Source organism: Streptomyces sp. CA-250714 (assembly GCF_050936705.1).
Classification (GTDB): Bacteria; Actinomycetota; Actinomycetes; order Streptomycetales; family Streptomycetaceae; genus Streptomyces.
Map to the genome: position 1 here is coordinate 3,474,804 of NZ_JBNJMI010000002.1, position 25,088 is coordinate 3,499,891.

Below are 25,088 nucleotides of genomic sequence, written 5' to 3' on the forward strand. Positions count from 1 at the left end.
AGGGGCCGCACCCTCGGGTGCGGCCCCTTCTCTGCTGTGTCTACAAACTCTGCGCAGTCCGGCGACACTCAGCCGGTCACGCGGACCATGTCCGCCTGCGGCCCCTTCTGACCCTGCGAGATCTCGAACTCGACCCGCTGCCCTTCGTCCAGGGTGCGGTAACCGTCCATCTGGATCGCGCTGTAGTGGACGAACACGTCCGCACCACCGTCGACCGCGATGAAGCCGTACCCCTTCTCCGCGTTGAACCACTTGACGGTGCCCTGAGCCATTCCTAACTCCCCTATTACTGGCCCTTGCACGGGTCCGCACTTCGCGAACCCGGGTCAGACCTCACCCCCACGAGCAAGCGGGGGCGTGCGCCGGAACGCGTCGACCGCCGCTGAATGTATCTGTACGGACGCCCTGTGCAACAGGTCAATCGGACGAGAATTCTGGGCACGGCTGATCGGAAATAAGCCTCAACTGCCGTCGGAGCAGGGCAAGTCGGGCCAGACATACGGGGCCTTCCGCGACAATTGCCGTCCGGTTTTCGACCGCAACTTGTCCCGTTGTTATCGCGGTGTTGATCCGCCCCTGGCGCGTTCCCATATACGTCCGGAAACCGCCGGGAGAGGGAACTGCCGTCACTCTACCGCCTCTCAAGCCACCTCTCGTCACATGGAATCGCCCCCTCCGTTTTCTTCGGAAGGGGCGATCACGCAGACGAAGCGCTGGTGGGCGGGTCAGCCGCCGGCCACCGCCGGGATGATGGAGATGCCCGCGCCGTCCGGGGTCGGCGTCTCCAGGCCCTGCTCGAAACGGACGTCGTCGTCGTTGACGTAGACGTTGACGAAGCGGCGGAGCTTGCCCGCGTCGTCCAGGACGCGGGCGCTGATGCCGGTGTGGTTCTTCTCCAGGTCCGCCAGCACCTCGGCGAGGGTGCCGCCCTCGGCGGTGACCTCGGCCTGACCGCCCGTGTAGGTACGGAGGATGGTCGGGATCCGGACGTTGACGCTCATGTCGATCTTCCTAACGTAAGAGGGAAAGCACCCCAGGGCCCCGCTCCGGCATTCCCACCCGTTAAACACCGGGGGGCGGATTTCAGCCGTCCGAGGCCGCTCCGGCAACCTGCGGCGCCTCCGGCACCCCAGGAGGCCCGGGGCGCCTCGGGTCAGGCCAGGCCGGCCTCGCGGAAGGCGGGCAGGTTGGGGCGGATCACGGCGGTGGGCCGCGCCGTGGGGGCCACGGCGTCGAGGGTCTTGAGGCCGTCACCCGTGTTCAGGACAACAGTCGTCAGGCTCGGGTCGATGGCGCCGGACTCGATCAGCTTGCGAGTCACGCCCAGCGTGACGCCGCCGGCCGTCTCCGCGAACACCCCCTCGGTCCGCGCGAGCAGCTTCATCGCGTCCACGATCTCGGCGTCGTTCACATCCTCGACGGCTCCACCGGTGCGCCGGCAGATGTCGATGACGTACGGCCCGTCCGCCGGGTCGCCGATGGCGAGGGACTTGGCGATCGTGTCGGGCTGCTTGACCGGGCGGACGGCATTGGTGCCCTCCTTGTACGCGCGGGAGACCGGCGAACACCCCTCGGCCTGCGCGGCGTAGATCCGGAACGGCTTGTCCTCGACCAGCCCGAGCTGGATCAGCTCCCGCAGCCCCTTGTCGATCTTCACCAGCTGGCAGCCGGAGGCGACGGGGATGACGAGCTGGTCGGGCAGCCGCCAGCCGAGCTGCTCGCAGATCTCGTACGCCAGCGACTTCGAGCCCTCGGCGTAGAACGGCCGCAGGTTGACGTTGGTGAAGCCCCAGCCCTCGCCCAGCGGGTCGCCGATGAGCTCGGAGCAGAAGCGGTTCACGTCGTCGTAGGTGCCGTCGATCGCGACGAGGTCGCCGCCGTAGATCGCGGCCATCACCACCTTGGACTGCTCCAGACCGTCCGGGATGAACACGCACGAGCGGAGCCCGGCCCGGGAGGCCGCGGCGCCCACCGCACCGGCCAGATTGCCGGTCGAGGAGCAGGAGAGGGTGGTGAACCCGAAGGCGCGGGCTGCCTCCAGGGCGATGGCGACCGGGCGGTCCTTGAAGGAGTGGGTGGGGTTGCCGGAGTCGTCCTTGACGTACAGACCGCCGGTCACCCCCAGCTCGGCGGCCAGCCGGTCGGCCTTCACCAGCTGGGTGAAGCCCGGGTTCAGATTCGGCTTCTCGGCGACGTCGGCCGGCACCGGCAGCAGCGGCGCGTAACGCCACATCGAGGCGGGTCCGGCCTCGATGCGCTTCCGCAGGCCCTCCGGGTCACCGGTGGGCAGCTCGTAGGCGACTTCCAGCGGGCCGAAACACTCCAGACAGACGAAACTGGGCCCCAGCTCGGTGCGGGTGCCGCACTCGCGACAGGAGAGGGCCACAGCGGCGCCCAAGTCGTGGGGGGAGCCGGAGGTACCGGCGGCGTCGGCGGAAGAGGTGGTGCTGTTCGCTGCAACTGTCTGCACAGCCATGGAGGCGAGGCCCTTTCTCCTCATCTTCCCCGTGGCGTATCTCGTCACGGGCCGGAATTGGCACCGTCCCCACGAGGCGGTCTCGCCTGGAGGGTCCGCGTACGCGCGGATCGCGGGATGGTTGCCGGGGCTTCAACGGGCCGTTCCCTCTGCCCCTCTGGATGAGCTGCACTATGGCGCCGGGCGGCCAGGGGCCACTCGGGCGTTTGTCGCGGCGACCCCGAGATGCGGAGGTCACCTGCGTTGTTCAAGACTGTAACCGACGGCGGTCACGCTTGAGAGGGACGTCCGAACCGCGAGATGGATCACCCGTCGCTCACCTCCACCGGGCCTGGGACCCGGCCCGGGGCCGGGACACCGCAGCACCGTTGTACCTCAGCCCGGCCACCGGGACCCGACTACAGGAAGGCGCGCACGTGCTCGATGAAGTGGGCCAATGGCTGCGGCGCCGCTCCTGGCGGGTCGCCGACCGGCCACTGGAGGCGCTGCTGGCGACCAAGCGCCGCACCGGCGCCACCGTCAGCGTGGTGCTGCCCGCGCTCAACGAGGAGGCCACCGTCGGCGAGATCGTCTCGGTGATCCGCCGCGAGCTGGCCGCGCCCCGGCTCGGCAGCGGGACTCCGCTGGTGGACGAGCTGATCGTGATGAACTCGGGCTCCACCGACCGCACCGCCGAGGTCGCGGCGGCCGCCGGGGCCAAGGTGATCCACCGGGACGAGGTGCTGCCCAGGCTGCCGACCCGTCCTGGCAAGGGCGAGGTGCTGTGGCGCTCCCTGCTGGCGACCAGGGGTGACATCGTCTGCTTCGTCGACGCCGACCTGCGGGAGTTCTCGCCCGACTTCGTCACCGGCATCGTCGGGCCGCTGCTGACGGAGCCGGACGTGCAGCTGGTCAAGGCGATGTACGACCGCCCGCTGCGGGACAGCCCGGCGGGCGGCGGCCGGGTGACCGAGCTGGTGGCGCGGCCGCTGCTCAATCTGCACTGGCCCCGGCTGGCCGGACTGGTCCAGCCGCTGGGCGGCGAGTACGCGGCACGCCGCTCGCTGCTGGAGCGGCTGCCCTTCCCGGTCGGCTACGGGGTGGAACTGGCGCTGCTGATCGACGCGCTGGAGCTGGTGGGGCTGGATGCGCTGGCCCAGGTCGACGTGGGCGTACGGCTGCACCGCAACCAGGACGGGCAGGCCCTCGGCCGGATGGCCACCGCCATCTACGCGGCGGCCGAGCGCCGGATCGGCCGGGGCGGCCCGACGGTGGTGCACGGTGCGCGGAGCGTGTTCGAGGGCCGGTCCGGCGGGACGGCGCTGACCCAGTTCGAGCGGGACGAGGCGGGCTGTTTCGTCCCCCGCGGCCATCAGGTGGACGCGGAGGAGCGTCCTCCGATGTGCACGGTGCCCGAGTACGGGCAGCGGGTGGCGGCGTGAGGGGCTGACCCGGCTGTCCGTCTTCACCGACGACGCGTACGTTTGAGCGGTTTCGGTGGGGGCTAGGCTCGCCGCATGGTCGCTGGAGCAGCAACATCACAGGCGTCGTCGGCACAGGTGCTCGTCGCGTCAAACCGCGGGCCGGTGTCCTACACGCTGGGCGACGACGGCACGCTCACCGCCAGGCGCGGCGGCGGCGGGCTGGTCTCCGGGCTGTCGGCCATCGGCCCCGAGGCCGGCGCGGTGTGGGTGTGCGCGGCGCTCGGCGAGGGCGACCGGGCGGCGGCCCGGCGCGCTGGGGGTCACCTGGACAGTGGGGACACCGGCGGGCAGACCGTACGGATGCTCGACATCCCGGCCGACACCTTCGAGGCGGCCTACCACGGCGTCGCCAACTCCGTGCTGTGGTTCACCCACCACATGCTGTACCAGACGCCGCTGGAGCCCGCCTTCGACCAGGACTTCAGCCGGGAGTGGGCACAGTACGAGGCGTACAACGCCGCCTTCGCCGAGGCGCTGGCGCAGGAGGCCGGGCAGGGCGCCACGGTGCTGGTGCAGGACTACCACCTCACGCTCGTTCCCGGCATGCTCCGCGACCGCCGCCCCGATCTGCGGATCGGCCACTTCTCGCACACCCCCTGGGCGCCGGCCGACTACTTCCGGCTGCTGCCGGACGACGTCGCCACGCAGGTGCTGCGCGGCATGCTGGGCGCCGACCGCACCGCGTTCCTGACCGCTCGCTGGGCCCGGCTGTTCGCCGAGTGCTGCGAACGGGTGCTCGGCGCGACGGTCACCGTGGGCGTCCAGGCCGGGGATTCCGGGAATGAGGACGGTGGTCTCTCGGTGACGTACGAGGGCCGTACGACGCGGATCGGGGTGCACCCGCTCGGCGCTGACGGCGGCTTCCTGCGGGAGCGGGCGCACCGCGCCGACGTCGCCGAGCGGCTGACGCAGCTGCGCCAGCAGGTGGGTACGGGCCCGGACGGGCGCCCCCGCCGGACCATCGTCCGGGTGGACAGGACCGAGCTGTCCAAGAACATCGTGCGCGGCCTGTACGCGTTCCGGCGGCTGCTCGTCGACCATCCCGAGTGGCATGACCGCGTCGTCCACCTGGCGTTCGCCTACCCCTCGCGGCAGGATCTCGCCGTCTACCGCGACTACACGGCCGAGGTCGGCCGGGTCGCCGACGAGATCAACAAGGACTTCGGCACCGGTGACTGGACGCCGGTCGTGCTGCATGTGAAGGACGACTTCGCGCGGTCGCTCGCCGCGTACCGGATGGCGGACGTCGCGCTGGTGAATCCCATCCGCGACGGGATGAATCTGGTCGCGAAGGAGGTGCCCGTCGTCTCGGAGGCCGGCTGCGCCCTCGTGCTCTCCCGGGAGGCCGGAGCGTACGAGGAACTGGCGCCCGACGCCATTTCCGTGCACCCCTTCGATGTGCGGGAGACGGCCACCGCCCTTCGGACCGCCCTGGAGCTGGACCCCGCCACCCGCGCGGAGCGGACCCGCCGGCTGGCGGAGACCGCCACCGCGCATCCGCCCACCCGCTGGCTGAGGGACCAACTGGACGCCCTCGGCTGACGGTCGGCAGCTACAGCGCGTCCGCCACGGCACGCAGCCAAGCCGCCAGGCCCGGCGGCCCCGCGACGCGGACGTCCGCGCAGGCGTGGAGTCGCTCGACCGACTCGGTGGGGGTCTCGGGGGCGCTGTAGAGGAGCAGGCCGGGTACGCCTTCGTGGCGGAGGGCCGCGACGGTGGCGTACGCGGGGAGGTCGCCCAGGTCGTCGCCGGCGTATGCGACAGCGGTGGCAGCCCGTTCGCGGACGAAGCCGGCGAGCGCCGCACCCTTGTCGGCGCCCGGCGGACGGAGTTCGAGCACCATACGGCCGGGCTCCACCATCAGTCCGTGCCGCTCGGCGAGGGCGTACAGCGGGGCGCGCAGCTGTTCGAGGGCCGCGTCGGGCGAGGCCGCGCGCCGGGTGTGTACGGCGAGCGCCCGGCCCTTGTCCTCCGTCCAGGTGCCCTCCCGCGCCCCCGACTCCGCGAGCACGGCGGGCAGTTCGGCCCGTACGGCCGCGACCCCGGCGGGGGGCTCGGGCGCCCGCACCACCGGGTCGGCGGCGTCCCACCGTTCGGCACCGTAGGCGCCGAGCACCGTCAGTCCCGCGAGCCCTGCGGCACCTTCGAAGCCGCCGTACCGTACGGCGTCCGCGGCGGGACGGCCGGTGATGACGGCGACGCCGGCCAGCCGCGGGGCGAGCCGCCCCAGCGCGAGTACGGCTTCGGGGTGGGCCCGCGCGTCCTGCGGGTCGGTGACGATGGGCGCGAGCGTCCCGTCGAAGTCGAGCGCGAGCACGGCGCGCGCGGGGTCGGCGAGCAGGGCGGCGAGCCCGGCGCGCCCTGCCTCCGTCTCCGGTTCGGGAAGCGAGGGGGGAAGCGGCATGGCCGCACCATAACCAGCGAAGGTTGCCGCTAGTGGGTGCGGTCCCGGTTGGCCTGCCGGACGCGCCGCAGCCGGTTGACCGTCACGGGATCGAACGCGAGCGCCCGGGGATCGTCGAGCAGCGCGTTGAGGTACTGGTAGTAGCGCACGGGCGACATGCCGAGCCGTTCCCGGACGGCGCGCTCCTTCTCGCCGGGGGAGGACCAGCCGCGGGCGGCGAAGGCGAGCACGGCACGGTCCTCGGCCGAGAGCCCCGCCGCTGCAGCTGCCTCGCCGTCGCGTTCCGTATCGCTCACCCCTCCACCGTACGCGGGAGGGGTGACGGCGAGCGGCGGGCGGCAGGTGGCGAGCGGCGCGCAGGCGAGCGGCGCGTCAGGACGGCGCCGCCTCATCCTCGGCCTCCGCCTTCTGCTGGAGCGCGGTGAGGATGCCCTTCGGGTCGCCGCCCTTCATGGCCGCCTGGCCGATGGTCTTCTTGATGACCGCCGTGGTGCCCGCCCAGGAGACCTTGCCCACCGGGTAGAACTCGGCGCCGGCGAGCTGGTCGAGGAAGGGCCAGAGCTTCTTCTGCTTCTTGTCCTTGCGCATCCGCTCGGAGGCGCTGGTGGTGACGGGCAGCAGCCCGTACTGGGAGACGAACTCGTAGTGGTTCTTCAGCTCGAAGACGTAGGCCAGGAACTTTCCGCAGGCCTCGCGGTTTCCGTTCTTGTTGAACGCCATCATCCAGTCGGCGACACCGAGGGTGCCGTCGGCGGGTCCGTTGCTGCCGGGCAGCTTGCCGGTGCCGTAGGAGAGATTCTTCTTGTCGGCCTGCTGCATCAGGGTGGGGTGGCCGTTGAGGATGCCCACCTCGCCCTCGGTGAACGCCTGGAACAGCTTCTGCCGGTCGACGCGCTGCGGGTTGGGCTCGGTGTAGCCGGGCGCGACGAGGTTGTCCCGCAGCCACTGGAACGTCTCGATGTTCTCGGGGGAGTTGATGGTGTAGTTGCCGACGCTGTCGACGTAGGTGCCGCCGTTGCCGAGCATCCACATCAGGGACTCGCCCTGCGCCTCCTCGGGGCCGAGCGGCAGACCGTAGGGGATCTTGACGCCGGCCGATTTGAGGGCGCGTGCCGCGGACTTGATGTCCTGCCAGCTCTCCGGGGGCTCGTCGGGGTCGAGCCCGGCCTTCTTGAAGAGGTCCTTGTTGTAGAAGAGCACCCGGGTGCTGGCGACGAACGGCAGACCGTACTGGACGCGCCGTACCTCTCCGGCCTCGGCGAGCGAGACCAGGAACTCGGCCTGCGCCGGTATCGGAAGGAGCTCGCTGACCTTGTAGAGCTTCCCCTCGGCTGCCCAGTTGGCGTACGAGTCGACCTGCGCGATGTCCGGCGGGTCGCCCGCCTCGACCATCTCGGTGAGCTTCTTGCCGATGTCGTTCCAGCTGTGGACGGTGACATCGACGGTTATGTCGGGGTTCTTCTTGGTGAACGCGTCCGCCAGTTTCCGCCAGTAGATCTTCGAGCTGTTCTCCGCCCCGGGGTTGCCGTAGTCGGCAGCGACGAACTTCAGCTTCACCTCGCCCGATCCCGGGCCACCGCCACAGCCGGACAGTGCGGTCATCCCGGCCGCTCCGGCCACTCCGGTCGCGGCCATCCCCAGGAAACGACGCCGATCCATTCTCTACTACCCCTCAACCCTGAGACCTCAGAAGGTGCCACAGGCCCCGATGCCCACTCTCTCCCCCCTGGCACCATCGGCCCCCGGCCCGATGGGCCGGAGTCTCCCCCCAGGAGGGCCCGAGCGTCTACCGAAACCGGATACCGGTACGAAATCAGCTTGGCTTCCATTCGGTGATCCGGAGCCGGAACCTCCTGGAGTGGACTAGACCTTTTGGGTACCCGCACGGGAAACTGTCCCCGTGAGCACCCGTGACAAGGCCCCCGGCCCATCCGCCGAGCAGTACGTCATCGCCCTCGACGTCGGCGGCACCGGAATGAAGGCCGCCCTCATCGGCACCGGCAACGAACTGCTGCACGAGGCGCGCCGGGCCACCGGGCGCGAGCGCGGACCCGAGGCCGTGGTGGCCGGAATCCTCGACTTCGCCGCCGAACTGCGCGCCGCGGGCCTGGAGCGGTACGGCACCGAGCCGGCCGCCGCGGGCGTCGCCGTCCCCGGCACCATCGACGAGGAGCGCGGCATCGCCGTCTTCTCCGCCAACCTCGGCTGGCGCGACATCCCCATGCGGGCCCTGCTGAGCGAACGCCTCGGCCGGGGGCGCGACCCGCAACTGCCGCCGCTGCCGGTCGCACTCGGGCACGATGTGCGCACCGGCGGGCTCGCCGAGGGACGCATCGGCGCAGGCGAAGGCGTGGACCGCTACCTCTTCGTGCCGCTGGGCACCGGCATCGCGGGCGCCATCGGCATCGGCGACCGGGTCGAACCGGGCGCGCACGGCAGCGCGGGCGAGATCGGGCACATCGTCGTACGCGCCGACGGGCCGCCCTGCGGCTGCGGACAGCGCGGCTGTCTGGAACGGCTCGCCTCGGCGTCCGCGGTCGGCGCGGCGTGGGCCGAGGCGAGCGGGGACCCGCAGGCGACGGCGGCCGACGCGGCGAAGGCCGTCGAGGCGGGCGACCCGCGTGCCCTGCGCGTATGGGCCGACGCCATCGACGCGCTGGCCTCCGGCCTGGTCACGGGACTCACCCTGCTCGACCCCCGCACACTGATCATCGGCGGCGGTCTCGCCGAGGCGGGCGACACCCTCTTCGTTCCGCTCCGGGAGGCGGTGCGCGAGAAGGTCACCTTTCAGCCACTCCCGGCCATCGTGCCCGCGGCCCTCGGGGACGCCGCGGGCTGCCTGGGCGCGGGGCTCCTCGCCTGGGATCTACTCTCCGCGGAGGTTGCGAGCCGATGAGCAAGCGAACGGTGCTGACCGGTGCTCGGGTGGTGCTGCCCGAAGGGGTGCGGGAGGACGGCAGGCTGACGGTCGAGGGCCGCACCCTCGCCGCCGTCGGCCCCGCAACCGGCCCGGCGACCGAGGCGCCCGAACCGGGCGCCGAGACGCTCGATCTGACGGGGCACTGGATCGTGCCCGGCTTCGTGGACATCCATGTGCACGGCGGCGGGGGCGCCTCGTTCTCGGCCGGCAGCCACGAGGAGTCGCTGACCGCCATCGACACCCACCGCAGGCACGGCACCACCACCATGGCCGCCTCCACGGTCACCGGCGACCTGGACGACCTCTCCCGGCAGGCGGGCTCGCTGAGCGAACTGGTCGAACAGGGCGACCTGGCGGGCATCCACTTCGAGGGCCCGTTCATCTCCTGCGAGCGGCGCGGCGCGCACGAGGAGTCGCTGCTGCGCGACCCCGACCCCGGCGACGTACGCAAGCTGCTGGACGCGGCGCGCGGCCGAGCGGTGATGATGACGCTCGCACCCGAAAGGACCGGTGGGCTGGACTCCGTTCGGCTGCTGGCCGAGAACGGTGTGATCGCCGCCGTCGGCCACACCGACGGCAGCTACGAGGGCACCAGGGAAGCCGTCGACGCCGGAGCCACGGTCGCCACGCACCTGTTCAACGCGATGCCACCGCTCGGCCACCGGCAGCCGGGACCGATCGCCGCGCTGCTGGAGGACGAGCGGGTCACCGTCGAACTGATCGACGACGGCATCCATCTGCACCCTGCCGTCCTGCGGCTGGCGTTCGACGCGGCGGGCGCCGACCGGGTCGCCTTCATCACCGACGCGATGGGCGCCGCGGGCATGGGCGACGGCCGCTACCCGCTGGGCAACCTGGAGGTCGACGTACGGGACGGCGTGGCCCGGCTGGTGGAGGGCGGCTCCATCGCCGGCTCCACACTGACGCTCGATCAGGCGTTCAAGCGAGCGGTCACCGTCGACGGGCTGCCGGTCACCGACGCCGTCACAGCGCTGTCCACCACCCCGGCGCGGCTGCTGGGCATGGCCGACCGGGTGGGCTCGATCGAGACCGGGAAGCTGGCGGACCTGGTGGTGCTGGACGAGGAGTTCACGCTGGCCGGAGTCATGCGCCAGGGCAGTTGGGTGGTGCCCCCGCACACCCGTTGAGCCGGCACCGAGGAGTCGCTCGGCGGGGGCACCGAGGGGTCGCTCGGCGGGGGTTCTGGGGGCACCTCCCGGCCGTAGGCTGGGGGAGGCATGATCGCTCGCGCGGTCGGGGATCGTACGCGGTTCCCGGAACCGCTCGCGCGGTCGTTCGCCGCCGAAGTGTCGTATGTCGTGGCCTGTATGTCGTGGGTTGTATGTCATGAACCGTCGTGAGACGGGTGAGGGTGGTGCGAGCAGATGATCCTGACTGTCACGCTCAACGCCGCGCTCGACCTCACCTACCGGGTGCCCCACCTCGTCCCGCACGCCTCGCACCGGGTACGGGAGGTGACCGAGCGCCCCGGCGGCAAGGGGCTGAACGTCGCCCGGGTGCTCGGCGCGCTCGGCTTCCGTACCACCGTCACCGGTTTCGTCGGTGGCGAGACGGGCCGCGTCCTGCGGACCCTGCTGGCGGCCGACGCCGCGGACGCCGGTCCGGGCTCCGTCACCGACGCGCTGTTCCAGGTCGCCGGGCGCACCCGGCGCACCGTCGGGATCGTCGACGAGACCACCGGCGACACCACCCAGCTCAACGAGCCAGGGCCGCACATCACCCCCGAGGAGTGGGACGGCTTCCTCACCGCCTACCGCGAGCTGCTCGGCCGCGGCGCCGAGGCCGTAGCGCTGTGCGGCAGCCTGCCGCCGGGCGTCCCGGTCGGTGCGTACGCGACGCTGGTCCGCGAGGCGCGTACGGCGGGGATCCCCGTACTGCTGGACACCGACGGGGAGCCGCTGCGCCGTGGCCTGGCCGCCCGGCCCGACATCGTCAAACCCAACGCGGAGGAGCTCGCCGGGATCACCGGCACCGCCGAACCGCTGCGCGCGGCCCGCGCCGCCCAGCGGCGCGGCGCCCATGCGGTGGCGGCTTCGCTGGGGGCCGACGGGATGCTGCTGGTCACCCAGGACGGTGCCTGGAGCGCCGCCGTCCCCGAGCGGCTGACCGGCAACCCGACCGGCGCGGGCGACTCCGCGGTCGCCGGGTTGCTGTCCGGGCTCGCCGAGGAGCTGCCCTGGCCGGACCGGCTGGCCCGCGCCGTCGCGCTGTCGGCCGCGACCGTGCGCTCCCCGGTGGCCGGCGAGTTCGACGAGCCGACCTATGCGCGGATGCTCCCGTCGGTACGGGTCCGCAAGGCGGAGACCCCGTGAGGGAGCGGCGGAACGCGGTGGTCGCACCCGGCGGACCACCGCCCGGGAGGGCTACCCCTACTTCCAGCCCTTGGTGAGCCAGACCTTGTCCAGGTTGGCCTCACACCCGGAGTCGCAGGCGATCCTGATCGAGTTCTGGCCCTTCTGGAGCAGGATGTTCGACCAGGAGTTCTGCCAGCCGTGCTCCCAGTCGCCTTCCTTGACGCCGGAGAAGTTCTTCATCCGCAGCGGCCGGCTCTCGGGCTTGCCGTTGACGGTGAGGTCGGCTTCCGCGTCCTTGCCGGGCACGGTGTAGCGGACGTGCAGGGTGTACTTTCCGCCGGCGGGCAGGTCCTGCATCTCCCAGGTCGCCGCGGCACCCGGATGGTTCATCTCGACATACGCGCCGCCCCGGCCCTCCGCGCCCGGCACCGTCTTTCCGGCGATGGCGCCGTCGAGGTTGAGGCTGACCGCGTCCTCCTTGGGCAGCGACTTCGACACGGGCTTCTTGTCGTTCTTGTCCTTGTCGCCCTGGTCGTCGCCCTGGCCCTGCTCGTCCTGCTGCGAGCTGCCGGTCTCCCTGGCCTGCGGGTCGTCGGTGCTGTCGTCGTTGAAGACGATGGCGGCACCGATGCCGATGACGACCGCGGCCACCACGGCTATCGCGCCCACCAGCAGGCCGGTCCGGCTGCCCCGGCCGTTGCCGCCCGCGGCGCCCTGCTGCCGCGCCGCCGCCCGCCCGCCGGGCACCGTCTCGGGTGCGGCGTAGTGCGGGCTGGGCCGGCTCTCCGGGGGCGGGGGCTGTTGGGGGTAGCCGTAGCCGGAGCGCTGCTGCGGGTAGCCGTAGCCCGAGCGCTGCTGTTGCTGCGGGTAGCCGTAGCCGTACTGCCGCTCGCCGACGGCGCGGACCTGGTTGAAGGAGCGACGGGGAACGCCGGGTTGCTGGCCGGGTGCGGCGGACTGCTGGTCGCCGCCCTCCTGCCGGTACAGATACGCGAACGGGTCCTCGTCGCCCCCTTCCGGCGCAGCCCCCGTGCCGTTGTTCTCGGCGGTCATCCCCTCACTCCCTACTGCGTCAGGTATCCGGGCGAGCCTACCTCTCCTGGGTGAACCCCTTGGCACGGTTGATGGCCGAAGGCCCGGGCTGTACTAGCCCGCCCGGCGCTGTCCCTTGGACCGGGACCGCTTCTCCACGTACATGCGCTGGTCAGCGGATTGCAGGACCTCTTCGGCAGTCATTCCGCAGCCCGCCCAGCCGATGCCGAAGCTGGCGCCTACCCGCACCGCACGCCCGTCAACCTGAATCGGGGGGATGATCGCATTCCGCAGCCGTACGGCCAGATCCTGGGCCTCCGCGGGGCCCAGTCCGTCGGCCAGCACCACGAACTCGTCGCCGCCCAGCCGGGCGACCGTGTCGTCGTCCCGCACCCCGGCCTCCAGGCGGCGGGCCACCGCGATGAGCACCGCGTCGCCGCAGTGGTGGCCGTAGCGGTCGTTGATGGACTTGAAACCGTCCAGATCGCAGAAGAGGACGGCGAGCCCCTTCTCACCTGGCCCGTCGCCCTTCGGCGGCACCGCATGCACATGGTGCGGGTCCGAGCTCCCGCCCCCCGGGCCTGCCGCCGAGCCCGGTGCGGTCTCCGTGCCGGGTCCCTCCCCGGCGCCGGATATCCCGCCCAGCCCGTCCAGGTCCCAGAAGCCGTCCCCGTGCCCGTACACATATCCGGGCCCGCCGCCCGCGTGCCCTGCGGTGGGGTCGGCGCCGGGTACGGCGCCGGCCTGGGCCACCGGGCGGCCCGGCATCGAGCACAGCCTGCCGGCCAGCCGGGCGCGCAGCTCGGCACTGTTGGGCAGCCCGGTCAGCGAGTCATGGCTGGCACGGTGCGCGAGCTGGAGCTCGTGCCGCTTGCGCTCCTCGATGTCCTCGACGTGGGTGAGCAGATAGCGCGGCCCGTCGGCGGTGTCGGCGACCACCGAGTTGCGCAGCGACACCCACACATAGCTGCCGTCGCGCCGCTGCAGCCGCAGCTCGGCCCGGCCGCCCTCGGCCGAGGTGCGCAGCAGCGTACGGATGTCCTCGGGGTGGACCAGGTCGGAGAAGGAGTAGCGGCGCATGGCGGCCGCGGGGCGGCCCAGCAGCCGGCACAGCGCGTCGTTGATCCGCAGCAGCCGCCCCTGCTGGTCGCCGCCCATCTCGGCGACGGCCATCCCGCTGGGCGCGTACTCGAACGCCTGCCGGAAGCTTTCCTCGCTGGCCCGCAGCGCCTGCTGCTCGCGCTCCAGCCGCACCAGCGCCCGCTGCATGTTCGAGCGGAGCCGGGCGTTGCTGATGGCGATCGCGGCCTGCGACGCGTACATCTGCAACGCCTCGCAGCCCCACGCGCCGGGGCGGCGGCCGTTGCGGGGCCGGTCGACGGAGAGCACGCCCAGCAGCTCGCCGTCGGAGGCGTGCAGCGGCGCGAAGAGGCGGTCCATGGGGTGCCAGGCGTCAGGTGTGTCCCGCACCGGGGAGGGCGCGTGCCACTCCGGCACCTCGTCGTCGTCCAGCACCCAGCCCTCGGTGTACGGGATGAAGCGGAGCGCCCCCCACTGCTCGCCCATCGCCAGCCGCCGCTCCCAGGAGGCGCGGGAACCGACCCGGCCGGCCATCATCGACTCGGCGGCGGCACTGCCCGCGACGGCGGCAACGACGAGGTCTCCATCGGCGCGCACCAGATTGACCGAGGCGATTTCGAAGCCGAGGCCCTCGACCACCCCGTCGGCGACCGTCTGCAAGGTGTCGGCGAGGCTGCGGGCGGTGTTGAGCTGCGCCACGACGCGGTGCAGCTGGCGCAGACTGGCGAGGCGGACGTAGGGCTCCGACTCGGTTTCCATAGCCCTCCCCCTGAGCCTTGCTCGTCAACTCCAGGTGCTCGTGGCGTCGCTTCGGGGCCTCACTGCCTCAGCGTCTCGGCTGCGTTTTCGGCTGCCACGGCCACTGAATCACAGCGAGCTGTTCACCCGGTACACAGGGTCAACAATTAATGCCCTCTGTGACTCAAGTCACAACAGTCCGCGATTAGTTGATTGCGCAACGTGTGCCTCGGGCTCGCGTCGGGCCCGCCTCGGGAGGGCGTCGATGGTCCTAGTCCCCACCTGGTACCGGAGCCCGATGCCGCGCCGGAAGGACGACGGTTAGCGTAGCCAGCGTGTCCCACGCAGTGCAGCAGCAAACGACCCCCGTGCCCGGTGCCCATCAGATGCCCCATGCTGATGGGGTGAGTGACGAGGAGTTCCGCGCGGCGATGGCGCGGCTGGCGGCCGGTGTGGTGCTGGTCACCGCGCACGACCCCGAGGAGGGAGCCCGCGGTGAGGACGTCGGTATGACGGCCACCGCGTTCATGTCCGTCTCGCTGGACCCGCCGCTGGTCCTGGTCAGCGTGCGCGAGGACTCCCGGATGGCCGAGCTGCTCTCCCGCCAGGACCACTGGGCCGTCTCCCTGCTCACGGAGGCCCAGCACAAGACCGCCGGTCGCTTCGCCATGAAGGCGCGGCTCAGCGACCGGCTCCTCTTCCAGGACCTCCCCCACACCCGCGGCACCGCCAGCGGCGCACCCCTGGTGGACGGCGCGCTGGCAGCCGTCGAGTGCCGTACGGAACAGCGGGTGGCCGCGGGCGACCACACCCTGGTCGTCGGACGCGTCCTGGCCACGCGGGTCGCCTCCGGCGAGGGTGGGCCGCTGCTGTACTACAGCGGGCGGTACCGGTCGCTGCGGTGACCCCTCGCGGGGCCGGTTCTGTTCTGCCCCTACCCGACGTTCGCGGACTGCCGGTGAGCTGTGGTCGCTCGCGCAGTTCCCCGCGCCCCTTCGGGCGCGTCCCCCGACTGTGCACTCTGGGTCAGTCCCAGCCATTGCGTGTGCGGCCCCGCTTCAGTTCGCTGCGCTGCTTCTTCTGGCGCAGCCTTCGCTCGTTGATCCCGCGCGGCATCTTCTTCTTGCGGCGTGGCGGTGGCGGAGGTTCCGTCGCCTCCGCGAGCAGCGAGGCCATCCGCACCGCCGCCGTCTCCCGGTTACGCCACTGCGAACGGTGCTCACTCGCGCGTACGACCAGCACGGTGCCGTCCACCAGGCGGTTCGCCAGGCGCTCCAGCGCGCGGCGCTTCCACACCTCGGGCAGCGACTGGGTGCGCGCCAGGTCGAAGCGCACCTCCGCCTGACTGTCGCTGGTGTTCACATGCTGGCCGCCCGGCCCCGACGAACGCGTGAAGCGCCACGTCAGCTCGGCCTCGGGCAGGGCGACCGCGCCTCGGATGTAGTAGGGACCGGACATGGGTTCCATGGTCCGGCCTCCCGGCGCGGCCGTCATCCGCTTTTCCGGACGAGGGCTTCCAGGACGGCCGCGGTTCTGTTTCCGGACGGCCGCGGGGTTCCCCTGACGACTGCGGTGCTTTTTCGGACGGCGCGGGCCTTCCGGACGGCCGCGAAGGTAAAGAAAGCAAAGTACGGGCGGAAAGCTGGAACCCGCTCGTCCCCCGACTGCGTTGTGAAGGGTGTGAGGCGTGCGGCCGCGGACCCCGGTGTGGTTCCGTTCCGGCGCCGGTGATTTCCTCAGAGGTCACCACCAGAGCCAGACACGAAAGAAGGGCACCCCATGGCTGTAAGCCTGTCCAAAGGCGGCAACGTCTCGCTCACCAAGGAGGCACCGGGCCTGACCGCCGTCACGGTCGGCCTCGGCTGGGACGTGCGTACCACCACCGGCACGGACTTCGACCTCGACGCGAGCGCCATCGCGGTGACTGCCGAGGGCAAGGTCTACTCGGACCAGCACTTCATCTTCTTCAACAACAAGTCGACGCCGGACCAGTCCATCGTGCACACCGGTGACAACGTCACCGGTGAGGGCGAGGGCGACGACGAGCAGATCAACGTCAACCTGGCCGCGCTGCCCGGCGAGATCGACAAGATCGTCTTCCCGGTCTCGATCTACGACGCGGAAAGCCGCAGCCAGAACTTCGGCCAGGTGCGGAATGCTTTCATCCGCATCATCAACCAGGCCGGCGGGACCGAGATCGCCCGTTACGACCTGAGCGAGGACGCCGCCACCGAGACCGCCATGGTCTTCGGCGAGCTCTACCGCAACGGTGCGGAGTGGAAGTTCCGCGCCGTCGGCCAGGGCTACGCCTCCGGCCTGGTGGGCATCGCCCAGGACTTCGGCGTCAACGTCTGACGTCCCAGCACGCGACGCGGGTGGCGCTCCCGCACCGGGAGCGCCACCCCGCCACTCGGCGCCCACCACCCCGGCGGGCTGCCGGGCTGCCGGGCTGCCGTGACACGATCGCGCCGTGCTCGACATCGGTTACGCCCTCTCCCGCCGCTTTCCCGACCCGCCACAGACGAACTACTGCAGTGCCGACGTACACGCGTTGCGGCACGATCTCTTCTGCGGGGACGTCTATCTCGCGGACACCGCAACCGACCGGGAACTGTCCACAGCCTGGGGATGGGTGCCGGTCCTCGACTTCGCGTGGGCGCTGTGCGACATCGTCGAGGAACTCGACCGGGCCCCGGAGGGCAGCAGATCTCCCGGCCCGCACCACGCCACGCTGGACTTCACCGAGTCCGCCGATCTGCTCCACTTCACCCGCCGCTTCGGCTGGGTGGAGATCACCGCCGACTGGTCGGCGGACGACGAGGGGCCGCTCTCCTTCTCCCACAGCGAGCTGCGCCGGGAGGCCCGCGACTTCCTGCACGACCTCGTCGCGGACCTCGCCGATATGCATGAGGGCCTGGCCGACAACCCGGTCATCTGGACCCTGACGGCCCGCTTCCCCCGGGTGCCGTGAAGGCCGGGCCCGTGCTCCTCCCTCAGGGCTCCACCCGCACCCCGATCTGTGCCGCGAACGCCGGGGCCAGTTCCAGTAGTTGCCCCGGACTGATAGTGGCGCCCGCCAGCCGGTCCACCCCCGTGGCGAGGTCCAGCTCCGTCACCCCGCGCAGGTCCACATCCTTGAGCCGTACCTGGTTGAGCTCGGCACGGCGCAGTACGCAGTCGCGGAACGCCACCCGTTCGAGCGAAGCCCCGCCGAAATCCGGCTCATTCAGTACGCAGCCCTCGAACGTCACGTCTCTCAGCCGGGCCTGACGCAGGTTCAGGTAATCGATCTTCCCACCCCGCACCAGCACCCGGTTCAGCCGCGCTCCGTGCATCTGGATGCCGCCCAGGCGCGCGTCCCGTAGCTCCACATCGCGCAGCTCGGCCCCGGCCAGCCGCGTACCGACCCCCCAGACCCCCTCCAGCACCGAGTCGATCACCCGCAGCCGCTCCAGCCGGGCCTCGTCGAGCGCACACCGGTACATCCCCACGTCCAGAAACGTGGCCCCGCCCCCGTCGGTCCCGCTCAGGTCGAGCCCCTCGAACCGCACCCCGTCGTAGTCCCCGTCGGGCTCCAGACCCCGGTCCTCGAAGGGCCGCAGCTCGGGCAGGGAGATCTCCGGACGCTGTGCTTCGCGTACTGCCGATGTCGCCATGTCCTCATGCTGCCCCCGGCCACTGACAACGACGGTCGACATCCAGCCATCCACCCACCGGCCTCAGTTGGCCGCCGACCCGCCGCTTCCCGTCGACATCGGTTGACTTGAACCACACTTCAAGTCGGAACCTTGGGCGAGCCGGCCGACCGAGCCGACGTCCGAGCCGGTTCGGCCCCCGGCCGCACCGTCCACGAAGGAGCGAACGCCCATGCACGCCGTACGCCTGCACGCCTTCGGGCCCGCCGAGAACCTGACGTACGAGGAGGTGCCCGACCCCCTCCCGGGCCCTGGCCAGGTGCGGATAGCCGTCCGGGCGGCGGGGGTGCACCTGATCGACACCACGCTGCGCGCGGGGACCCAGGCCGGCCCGCTCCCCCTCCCCGAGCTGCCCACCACTCCCGGCCGCGAGGTCGCAGGGACCGTCGAGGCGCTGGGTGAGGGCACCCCCGAACACTGGCTCGGCCGCCACGTCACCGTGCACCTCGGCACGGCGCCCGGCGGCTACGCCGAGCTGGCCGTCGCCGACGCCGCCGCCCTCCAGCCCGTCCCCGACGCGCTCTCCGCACCGCAGGCCGTCGCCATGGTCGGCACCGGGCGCACCGTCATGGGCGTACTGCGCGGAACCGCGATCGGCCCCGAGGACACCGTGCTCGTACTGAGCGCCGCCGGCGGCATGGGCGCACTGTTGACGCAGTACGCCAGGCACCGTGGCGCCCGCGTCATCGGCGCGGCAGGCGGCCCGGCCAAGACCGCGACCATACGCGAGCTGGGCGCCGATCTCGCCGTCGACTACACGCTCCCCGACTGGGCCGACCGCATCCGTACGGTGTACGGCGAACGCCCCGTACACCACCTGTTCGACGGCCCCGGCGGCACGCTCTCCCGTACGGCGCTGAACCTGGTGGGCCCGGGTGGCACGCACTACGCGTACGGCGGCTCGTCCACACTGCTGACGGGCGACGACGACCGGCCGCCGGCCACGGAAGCTCTCACCCCCGAGGAGCTGCGGTCCCGGGGCATCACCGTCCGTTCACTGAACCCCGCCTTCATGCTGGAGCACAAGCGCGAGCTGGAGGACGAGGCGCTGACGCTGGCCGCCAAGGGGGTGCTGACGCCGCTCGTGGACCCGTTCCCCCTCGCCGAGGCGGCGGCCGCGCACCGCGCGCTGGAGACCCGCGGAACGGCAGGAAAGGTGGTACTGGTCCCATAACCACCCTCCGGGCCGCCCCATAACCGGCATCCGGTCCCGACGAGCCGGTGCGCTGGCCTAGCGTTCTCCCCATGACCACCAGGACCGGGAAGCGGAAGCGATGGCTCGTCGGGGTGGCCCTGCTGTGTGCCGTAGCCGTGGCGGCAGCCGTGGTACTGATCCGGCAGCTCCAGCGCGAGTGGCAGACCACGACCCTCGACGTGCAGGCCGGCTGGCGCGCCTCTCAGGTGTACGCGGCGGCCGACGAGGCGCTCTCCGTACCCGAAGGGACGACGGAGAAGGCCGCGCTGCGCGCCGGGCGCAAGGGCCAGCTCAAGCTGCCCGCGTCAGCGAAGGGCAACCCTGAGGGATACCTCTACCCCTCCACATACACCGTAAAGCCCGAAACGACGCCGACCGCGCTGGTCAAGTCCATGACCAGAACCGCCCGTGAGCGCTACGCCGCGGCAGGCACACCTGACTACGAAACCCTCACCATCGCCAGCCTCATCCAGGCCGAGGCGGACAACCCCGAGGACATGGCCAAGGTCTCCCGCGTCATACAGAACCGCCTCGATCGAGACATGCCGCTCCAGATGGACTCCACCATCAACTACGCCCTCAAGCGCTCCACTCTCAACACCAGCCACGCCGACACCCGCGTCAATTCCCCCTACAACACCTACCGCCACAAGGGCCTTCCGCCATCCCCCATCGGCAACCCCGGCGCCGACGCCCTCAAAGCGGCCCAGCACCCCGCGCCCGGCAACTGGCTCTACTTCGTCACCGTAAAGCCGGGCGACACCCGCTTCACGAACGACTACGAGCAGCACAAGAAGTGGGTGGAAGAGTTCAACGAAGAACAGGCCAACGGCGCCTGATCCGCACGGAGGGGCCGCCGCCCGATTCAACGGCCGAGCCGAACCTCATCCACCGCCAATCCTGAAAAACCGCCACGCCAGTGATGTCACCTCGGGTCCACCTGTCCACCTTTGCGGCATGGACCCGAGGTGCCGGCCCCGGCTCTTGAAGCGTTCCCGCCGAATATGCGTAGTGCGGTCAAAACGGAGACTTCCCCCGATGCCGAGGGGGCCGGACTTTTCCCACCTGGGACCGCAGTATCGACAGACGGCCGAGCCACTTGGATTCGCCGTAAAGGATCTGCAGGCGGAGACCGACGACCTTCTGTTGCCAACCTCTTGGCACAGGGCCCACCCGTACTCGCTGCGGCCAGAGAGAGGGCATCGAGCGGATCCTTAAAGGCGAGGCCCCACCTTCCCTTCCGCATGAGGTGTGAGCGGAAATACGGCCAACTACTCGTTCTGGTCCCATTCCAGTACCCCAAGGCAGCAACCCTGGGCTCCGTTCTGCCGTCCCCGTAAGGGGTGATGCAGATGAGACGAGACAGCACTGCGGCCAAGGTCGCCTGCTGGACTTGCGCGGTCCTCCTGTCGCAGGTCGCAGCGCTCTTCCTTCTCGCAACGATTGCCTGCTTCCTGGACCGGAAGTTCGATGCCGGCATCCTTCTGATGGCCCTGACGGGCTCCGTGGCGACAGCTGCGGTATGCATAGCCCGTATCCCCTACGGCCAGCCCGGACGAGCCACCCCACCACCGCGAATCCCGTGGTTCCCCAGTCCCCCCAACCGCCGCCACTCCACCACCTGGAGCATCACCTTTGTCGACGGCGGAGGGGGAGGAGACGGCGGGGGCGGAGGAGGCGGCGGAGACTGATCCGACGCTGCCAAACTACGGCCCCCTCACTCACGAGGGCCATTCTTCGCTGCCTGGTCGTCCTCTTGGCGATCCACCGGAAGACAAGGGGATTCCCCCATCTCGACGTACCCGCCGGAGATCTCCCACATCGGCTTCTACGAGTGCCGGACGAATAGGTCCCAGACCTGGGCGTCGAAGAACAGCGCGCCTGCGGCCACCCGTGGCCCGGTCATCCGCTGCTCGTAGCCCTTATCAGGCATGACGAGAGTCAGCCCAGATAGGGCCGCTCCCGATGCTCCAAGAAGTGCCCGATCCTGAGCCGCTGCGTATGGTGCATGGGCAATTGATCGATCTCCCCCACCGGGACAAACCGCAACTCCCTCGATTCATCCGAGATCGCGAGGCGTCCACCAACGACGCGGGCCGTGAAGCAGACGTTGAACTGCCTGCGCACCTCGCCGTCCGTGTACGCGATGACATGGCGGGGATCTGTGTAGGTGCCCACAAGACCGGTGATCTCCACATCCAGGCCGGTCTCTTCCTTCACTTCCCGGACAGCTGCCCCCGGGAGCGAGTCGGTCATCTCCATGCCGCCGCCGGGCAACGCCCACAGGTCGTTGTCCCGGCGACGCTGAAGCAGAATGCGCCCCTCGTCGTCGGTGACCACGGCGGACGCGGCAACCACCAAGCTGTTCGGCTCCGGTCCTGCCGGATCGTCGTAGTACTCGGTTCGCGCCATGATCACCCCTCTCGTACTGGCGTCGCGGTCTCCCAAACCGCGTCAAAGCTCTCGGCGTAGGTGTCGAACATGCCGCCCTTGCCCCTACGCCGAAGATGCCACACGGGGGCGCCGTAGGCGTTCACACCCCACACGTGGGCATTGACCAGCGCTTCATCGTCCGCGCGGTAGATCGAGTTGTAGAGCGTGGTGGCATGGGTCCGCACCTCGATGCCAGGTGCCCCGACGAGTGGCCGGTAGTGCATGAGCGCCAGGCGGCAGCGGGACTCGATCCCATGGCCGAACCGCTCTTCCTCGCCGCGCTGCTGGACGTTCGTGCTGTCCGCGTCGCCGACTGCGATGCGCACCGCGCAGCCCTCGGCGGCGCGCTCCCGCAACAGGTCGTTGAGACGTGGGTACGCCTCATGCAGAAAGACGGCGGCATACACCAGGACCTCGATGCGCTCGCGTGCCTGTTTCAGCATGTCCACGATGGCGGACACAGGGATGGCCGCCCGCCGGTCGTACAGCGCCACCAGTTCCGGGCTGACAGCGCGAGCGGGACGCGCCTGGCGCAACGCCGGCCATAGAGCATGCACGTCTTCTCCTAACGTCTCGGCTGCTACTACGGCCGTGGAACGGCGGGGAGTGCGCCCAAGTTTGACCTAGCGCTCAGCGGACTTGGGATCGACTTCGACCTTGTGCGCAAGGGACGCGTACGTCCAGCCTCCGGCCGCCATGGCAGCGCGTAGCCTCTCGTTCGGCATCTGAGCCTCTCCCTGGTCCGGGGACGGCATTAGGGACGTTCTACACGACGCGGGACGTCCCGAAGTGGGGTTTGTCGGTGGTTCCCACGTCCCGGTCACCTGCCGGAAGCTCCCGTTCATGGGCACCGACACGCACCCAGCCTTCGTACGGACGTGGACACCGGGGACGTCACCGCGACGATCAGCGCCGCTCTGGCCGAGCGGAAGGCTTTGCCCCGGTACGAGGAACTGTGCGAGCTGCACAAGGACTTGGTGGCGCACATCATGCGCTGATGCCCTTAGCGGCAAAGCAGATCGATGGTCTGTGGCACGGCTCCCCGGGAGTGGTACCGGAAGCGCTCGACGCTCGACACGATTCCGTACGAGGTGGCCCAGGTGCTCGGCACTGGGCTGCTGACTGCTGAGGCCCATGTGAGGAGCCTGGGCTACACGCTTCGGTTTCTTCTGAGGAACTCCGGGCTGGCTGCGACTGACGAAGAACCCGAAGTCGCGAACTCCTCGTCGACGGCCGACGCCTGAGCCGCGCCCCCCAACAACCGCATACGAAACCGGACCACCCCTCAGTCCTTGGCCGGGAAGGGTAGGTCCGGTCGACCGGCGTGCGGCTGGCGACAAGTGGAAGGACACCGGAAACGATCTGGTCTTCACGACCAAGAAGGGGACCCCGTCGAGCCGCGCAACCTCAACCGGTCTTTCACGGCGCTGTGCGACCGGGCCAAGGTCCGCCGCGTCCGCTTCCGTGATCTCCGGCACACCTGTGCCTCACTCGACGCTCGCATGATCATGGAAGTCCTGGGGGCACAGTTCGATCCGCGTGACGATGGACATCTACACCTTCGTCCGGCTCGACTCCCAGCGGACCGCCTTCGACCGCGTGGGCGACGCCCTTCGTGACATCTATGAGGGCGATGACGATGACGGAGCGAGCGGCGTTCCCGCCCGCACCTGATCTTCCCCGCAGCCGTTGATGTCAGAACTGATGTCACGGCAACGTCAGAGGCCCCGTCCAAAATTTTGGACGGGGCCTCTCACCTGCGGAGCCGCCTGTCGGATTCGAACCGACGACCTTCTGTTTACAAGACAGATGCTCTAACCAGCTGAGCTAAGGCGGCGGGTGTCGTCGCTCGTGCAGTGTACCCGGGAGCGGGATCGTGATGTTTGGGGCTACTGACAAAAGCGCGGTGAGGGGCTAGCGTCTCGCCAGGTCCACGCGGTGGACTACACCTCCCTTTACGACGGATCGTCCGGCACGTACCTGCCGGTGAAGGAGAAAAGAACATGGCCACGGTCACCTATGACCAGGCGACCCGGGTGTACCCCGGCGCCGACACCCCCGCCGTCGACAAGCTCGACATCGAGATCGCGGACGGGGAGTTCCTCGTTCTCGTCGGTCCCTCCGGTTGCGGTAAGTCCACGTCACTGCGGATGCTCGCGGGGCTGGAGGACGTGAACGAGGGCAACATACGTATCGGTGACCGCGACGTGACCCACCTTCCGCCGAAGGACCGGGACATCGCGATGGTCTTCCAGAACTACGCGCTGTACCCGCACATGACCGTGGCCGACAACATGGGCTTCGCGCTCAAGATCGCGGGTGTGCCGAAGACCGAGATCCGGAAGAAGGTCGAGGACGCGGCCAAGATCCTCGACCTGACCAAGTACCTGGACCGCAAGCCCAAGGCGCTCTCCGGCGGTCAGCGGCAGCGCGTCGCGATGGGCCGGGCCATCGTCCGTGAGCCGCAGGTCTTCCTGATGGACGAGCCGCTCTCCAACCTGGACGCCAAGCTCCGCGTCCAGACCCGTACGGAGATCGCGAGCCTCCAGCGCCGCCTCGGCATCACCACCGTGTACGTCACCCACGACCAGGTCGAGGCCCTGACGATGGGCGACCGCGTGGCGGTGCTCAAGGACGGTCTGCTCCAGCAGGTCGACAGCCCGCGCAACATGTACGACCGCCCCAACAACCTGTTCGTCGCGGGCTTCATCGGCTCCCCGGCCATGAACCTGGTCGAGGTCCCGATCACCGACGGCGGCGTCAAGTTCGGCAACAGCGTGGTGCCGGTCGAGCGTGAGGCCCTCACCGCCGCCTCGAACAAGGGCGACAAGACGGTCACGGTCGGCGTCCGCCCGGAGCACTTCGACCTCGTGAACGGGGACGGCAACGGCAAGGCCCTGTCCAAGGACGAGAAGGCCGGCGTTCCGGTCACCGTGAACGTCGTCGAGGAGCTCGGTGCCGACGGCTACGTCTACGGCACCGCCGAGATCGGCGGCGAGAAGCGTGACCTGGTGGTCCGCGTTCCGGGCCGTGCCGTTCCGGAGAAGGGCACCACGATCCACGTGGTGCCGCAGGGTGGCGAGACCCACGTGTTCTCCACCTCCTCCGGCGAGCGCCTCAGCGACTGACGGGCGGGCCGGGCCGGCCGGTTACGCAGTCCTCGCGGCCTGCCGCGCAAGTACGAGTGCGCAAGTACGAGTGAAGGGCCGTGACGGCATCCCCGTCACGGCCCTTCGCCGCGCCGCCCACACCCGCCCCCTCCCGTACGGCCCCGCTCGAACAACCCACATTCCTCGTCGCTCGATGTGGTGACAAAATGTCGCCAAATCACTACCGC

24 protein-coding genes, 1 tRNA gene, 1 pseudogene and 1 riboswitch are annotated in these 25,088 nt (G+C 70.3%); of the genes and pseudogenes, 13 read left to right on the top strand and 13 right to left on the bottom strand.

Going from position 1 to position 25,088, the window contains the following annotated elements; genetic code table 11:
• Window positions 1-68 precede the first annotated feature (68 nt).
• The 3 genes from ACQEU8_RS34390 to thrC all read right to left on the bottom strand — a co-directional run bounded on the left by ACQEU8_RS34390 (window position 69) and on the right by thrC (window position 2,476).
• Entirely contained in the window at window positions 69-272 is a 204-nt protein-coding gene (locus ACQEU8_RS34390) for a cold-shock protein (protein WP_016472377.1), read from the bottom strand.
• 453 nt (window positions 273-725) lie between these two features.
• Entirely contained in the window at window positions 726-1,001 is a 276-nt protein-coding gene (locus ACQEU8_RS34395; RefSeq protein WP_433108159.1) for a MoaD/ThiS family protein, read from the bottom strand.
• Window positions 1,002-1,153: 152 nt separating this feature from the next.
• Window positions 1,154-2,476, bottom strand: coding sequence for a threonine synthase (thrC, locus tag ACQEU8_RS34400; RefSeq protein ID WP_433108161.1), 1,323 nt, complete (start codon window positions 2,474-2,476; stop codon window positions 1,154-1,156).
• A 17-nt stretch (window positions 2,477-2,493) separates the two neighbouring features.
• Window positions 2,494-2,644: riboswitch (SAM riboswitch) on the bottom strand.
• 248 nt (window positions 2,645-2,892) lie between these two features.
• Between thrC and ACQEU8_RS34405 the strand changes: the two genes are divergently transcribed.
• Complete coding sequence (locus ACQEU8_RS34405) at window positions 2,893-3,897, top strand: glucosyl-3-phosphoglycerate synthase (RefSeq protein ID WP_433108163.1); 1,005 nt, start codon at window positions 2,893-2,895, stop codon at window positions 3,895-3,897.
• Window positions 3,898-3,972: 75 nt separating this feature from the next.
• On the top strand, window positions 3,973-5,481 hold the full coding sequence (locus ACQEU8_RS34410) for an alpha,alpha-trehalose-phosphate synthase (UDP-forming) (protein WP_433108165.1): 1,509 nt from the start codon (window positions 3,973-3,975) through the stop codon (window positions 5,479-5,481).
• Window positions 5,482-5,491: 10 nt separating this feature from the next.
• Here ACQEU8_RS34410 and otsB read toward each other — a convergent pair whose 3' ends face one another.
• The 3 genes from otsB to ACQEU8_RS34425 all read right to left on the bottom strand — a co-directional run bounded on the left by otsB (window position 5,492) and on the right by ACQEU8_RS34425 (window position 8,002).
• Window positions 5,492-6,343 (bottom strand): trehalose-phosphatase, encoded by an 852-nt coding sequence (gene otsB / locus ACQEU8_RS34415; protein ID WP_433108167.1) that lies wholly within the window; start codon window positions 6,341-6,343, stop codon window positions 5,492-5,494.
• A gap of 29 nt (window positions 6,344-6,372) precedes the next feature.
• On the bottom strand, window positions 6,373-6,639 hold the full coding sequence (locus ACQEU8_RS34420) for a DUF3263 domain-containing protein (RefSeq protein ID WP_433108169.1): 267 nt from the start codon (window positions 6,637-6,639) through the stop codon (window positions 6,373-6,375).
• Window positions 6,640-6,715: 76 nt separating this feature from the next.
• Window positions 6,716-8,002, bottom strand: a complete 1,287-nt coding sequence (locus ACQEU8_RS34425) for an extracellular solute-binding protein (protein ID WP_433108171.1) — start codon at window positions 8,000-8,002, stop codon at window positions 6,716-6,718.
• A 316-nt stretch (window positions 8,003-8,318) separates the two neighbouring features.
• Here ACQEU8_RS34425 and ACQEU8_RS34430 point away from each other — a divergent pair, with 316 nt between their 5' ends.
• The 3 genes from ACQEU8_RS34430 to ACQEU8_RS34440 all read left to right on the top strand — a co-directional run bounded on the left by ACQEU8_RS34430 (window position 8,319) and on the right by ACQEU8_RS34440 (window position 11,596).
• The gene (locus ACQEU8_RS34430) at window positions 8,319-9,239 is read left to right on the top strand and encodes an ROK family protein (protein ID WP_433108927.1); all 921 of its coding nucleotides are present in this window, start codon (window positions 8,319-8,321) and stop codon (window positions 9,237-9,239) included.
• The gene (gene nagA, locus ACQEU8_RS34435; protein WP_433108173.1) at window positions 9,236-10,411 is read left to right on the top strand and encodes an N-acetylglucosamine-6-phosphate deacetylase; all 1,176 of its coding nucleotides are present in this window, start codon (window positions 9,236-9,238) and stop codon (window positions 10,409-10,411) included. Before ACQEU8_RS34430 ends, nagA begins: the two co-directional genes overlap by 4 nt.
• A gap of 237 nt (window positions 10,412-10,648) precedes the next feature.
• On the top strand, window positions 10,649-11,596 hold the full coding sequence (locus tag ACQEU8_RS34440; protein WP_433108175.1) for a 1-phosphofructokinase family hexose kinase: 948 nt from the start codon (window positions 10,649-10,651) through the stop codon (window positions 11,594-11,596).
• Window positions 11,597-11,653: 57 nt separating this feature from the next.
• On the opposite strand, the gene ACQEU8_RS34445 is transcribed toward ACQEU8_RS34440, so the two are convergent.
• Both ACQEU8_RS34445 and cdgB read right to left on the bottom strand, forming a co-directional pair.
• Complete coding sequence (locus tag ACQEU8_RS34445; RefSeq protein ID WP_433108177.1) at window positions 11,654-12,631, bottom strand: hypothetical protein; 978 nt, start codon at window positions 12,629-12,631, stop codon at window positions 11,654-11,656.
• A 93-nt stretch (window positions 12,632-12,724) separates the two neighbouring features.
• Complete coding sequence (cdgB, locus tag ACQEU8_RS34450) at window positions 12,725-14,449, bottom strand: diguanylate cyclase CdgB (RefSeq protein WP_433108179.1); 1,725 nt, start codon at window positions 14,447-14,449, stop codon at window positions 12,725-12,727.
• A 365-nt stretch (window positions 14,450-14,814) separates the two neighbouring features.
• Here cdgB and ACQEU8_RS34455 point away from each other — a divergent pair, with 365 nt between their 5' ends.
• Window positions 14,815-15,333: a flavin reductase family protein gene (locus tag ACQEU8_RS34455; protein ID WP_433108181.1), complete on the top strand. Its 519-nt coding sequence runs from the start codon at window positions 14,815-14,817 to the stop codon at window positions 15,331-15,333.
• Between the two features lie 121 nt (window positions 15,334-15,454).
• Here ACQEU8_RS34455 and arfB read toward each other — a convergent pair whose 3' ends face one another.
• On the bottom strand, window positions 15,455-15,895 hold the full coding sequence (gene arfB, locus ACQEU8_RS34460; RefSeq protein ID WP_433108183.1) for an alternative ribosome rescue aminoacyl-tRNA hydrolase ArfB: 441 nt from the start codon (window positions 15,893-15,895) through the stop codon (window positions 15,455-15,457).
• Between the two features lie 312 nt (window positions 15,896-16,207).
• Between arfB and ACQEU8_RS34465 the strand changes: the two genes are divergently transcribed.
• Window positions 16,208-16,783: a TerD family protein gene (locus ACQEU8_RS34465; protein ID WP_433108185.1), complete on the top strand. Its 576-nt coding sequence runs from the start codon at window positions 16,208-16,210 to the stop codon at window positions 16,781-16,783.
• Between the two features lie 115 nt (window positions 16,784-16,898).
• Window positions 16,899-17,399, top strand: a complete 501-nt coding sequence (locus ACQEU8_RS34470; RefSeq protein ID WP_433108187.1) for a hypothetical protein — start codon at window positions 16,899-16,901, stop codon at window positions 17,397-17,399.
• Between the two features lie 22 nt (window positions 17,400-17,421).
• On the opposite strand, the gene ACQEU8_RS34475 is transcribed toward ACQEU8_RS34470, so the two are convergent.
• Window positions 17,422-18,084 carry a pentapeptide repeat-containing protein gene (locus ACQEU8_RS34475; RefSeq protein ID WP_433108189.1) on the bottom strand — a complete coding sequence of 221 codons (663 nt, stop codon included), beginning with the start codon at window positions 18,082-18,084 and terminating at the stop codon, window positions 17,422-17,424.
• Between the two features lie 211 nt (window positions 18,085-18,295).
• Between ACQEU8_RS34475 and ACQEU8_RS34480 the strand changes: the two genes are divergently transcribed.
• Window positions 18,296-19,297, top strand: coding sequence for a zinc-binding dehydrogenase (locus tag ACQEU8_RS34480; RefSeq protein WP_433108191.1), 1,002 nt, complete (start codon window positions 18,296-18,298; stop codon window positions 19,295-19,297).
• Window positions 19,298-19,368: 71 nt separating this feature from the next.
• Window positions 19,369-20,157: an endolytic transglycosylase MltG gene (mltG, locus tag ACQEU8_RS34485; protein WP_433108193.1), complete on the top strand. Its 789-nt coding sequence runs from the start codon at window positions 19,369-19,371 to the stop codon at window positions 20,155-20,157.
• A gap of 1,102 nt (window positions 20,158-21,259) precedes the next feature.
• Here the strand turns inward: mltG and ACQEU8_RS34490 are convergent.
• Both ACQEU8_RS34490 and ACQEU8_RS34495 read right to left on the bottom strand, forming a co-directional pair.
• On the bottom strand, window positions 21,260-21,730 hold the full coding sequence (locus tag ACQEU8_RS34490; RefSeq protein ID WP_433108195.1) for an NUDIX domain-containing protein: 471 nt from the start codon (window positions 21,728-21,730) through the stop codon (window positions 21,260-21,262).
• Window positions 21,731-21,732: 2 nt separating this feature from the next.
• Window positions 21,733-22,476, bottom strand: a pseudogene (locus ACQEU8_RS34495) (XRE family transcriptional regulator).
• Window positions 22,477-22,773: 297 nt separating this feature from the next.
• Between ACQEU8_RS34495 and ACQEU8_RS34500 the strand changes: the two are divergent.
• Window positions 22,774-22,995: a hypothetical protein gene (locus tag ACQEU8_RS34500; RefSeq protein WP_433108197.1), complete on the top strand. Its 222-nt coding sequence runs from the start codon at window positions 22,774-22,776 to the stop codon at window positions 22,993-22,995.
• 295 nt (window positions 22,996-23,290) lie between these two features.
• Entirely contained in the window at window positions 23,291-23,425 is a 135-nt protein-coding gene (locus ACQEU8_RS34505) for a hypothetical protein (RefSeq protein ID WP_433108199.1), read from the top strand.
• 89 nt (window positions 23,426-23,514) lie between these two features.
• On the opposite strand, the gene ACQEU8_RS34510 is transcribed toward ACQEU8_RS34505, so the two are convergent.
• Window positions 23,515-23,588 (bottom strand) — tRNA-Thr (locus ACQEU8_RS34510).
• A 166-nt stretch (window positions 23,589-23,754) separates the two neighbouring features.
• Between ACQEU8_RS34510 and ACQEU8_RS34515 the strand changes: the two genes are divergently transcribed.
• Window positions 23,755-24,879, top strand: a complete 1,125-nt coding sequence (locus tag ACQEU8_RS34515; protein WP_433108201.1) for an ABC transporter ATP-binding protein — start codon at window positions 23,755-23,757, stop codon at window positions 24,877-24,879.
• The last annotated feature ends 209 nt before the right edge of the window (window positions 24,880-25,088 follow it).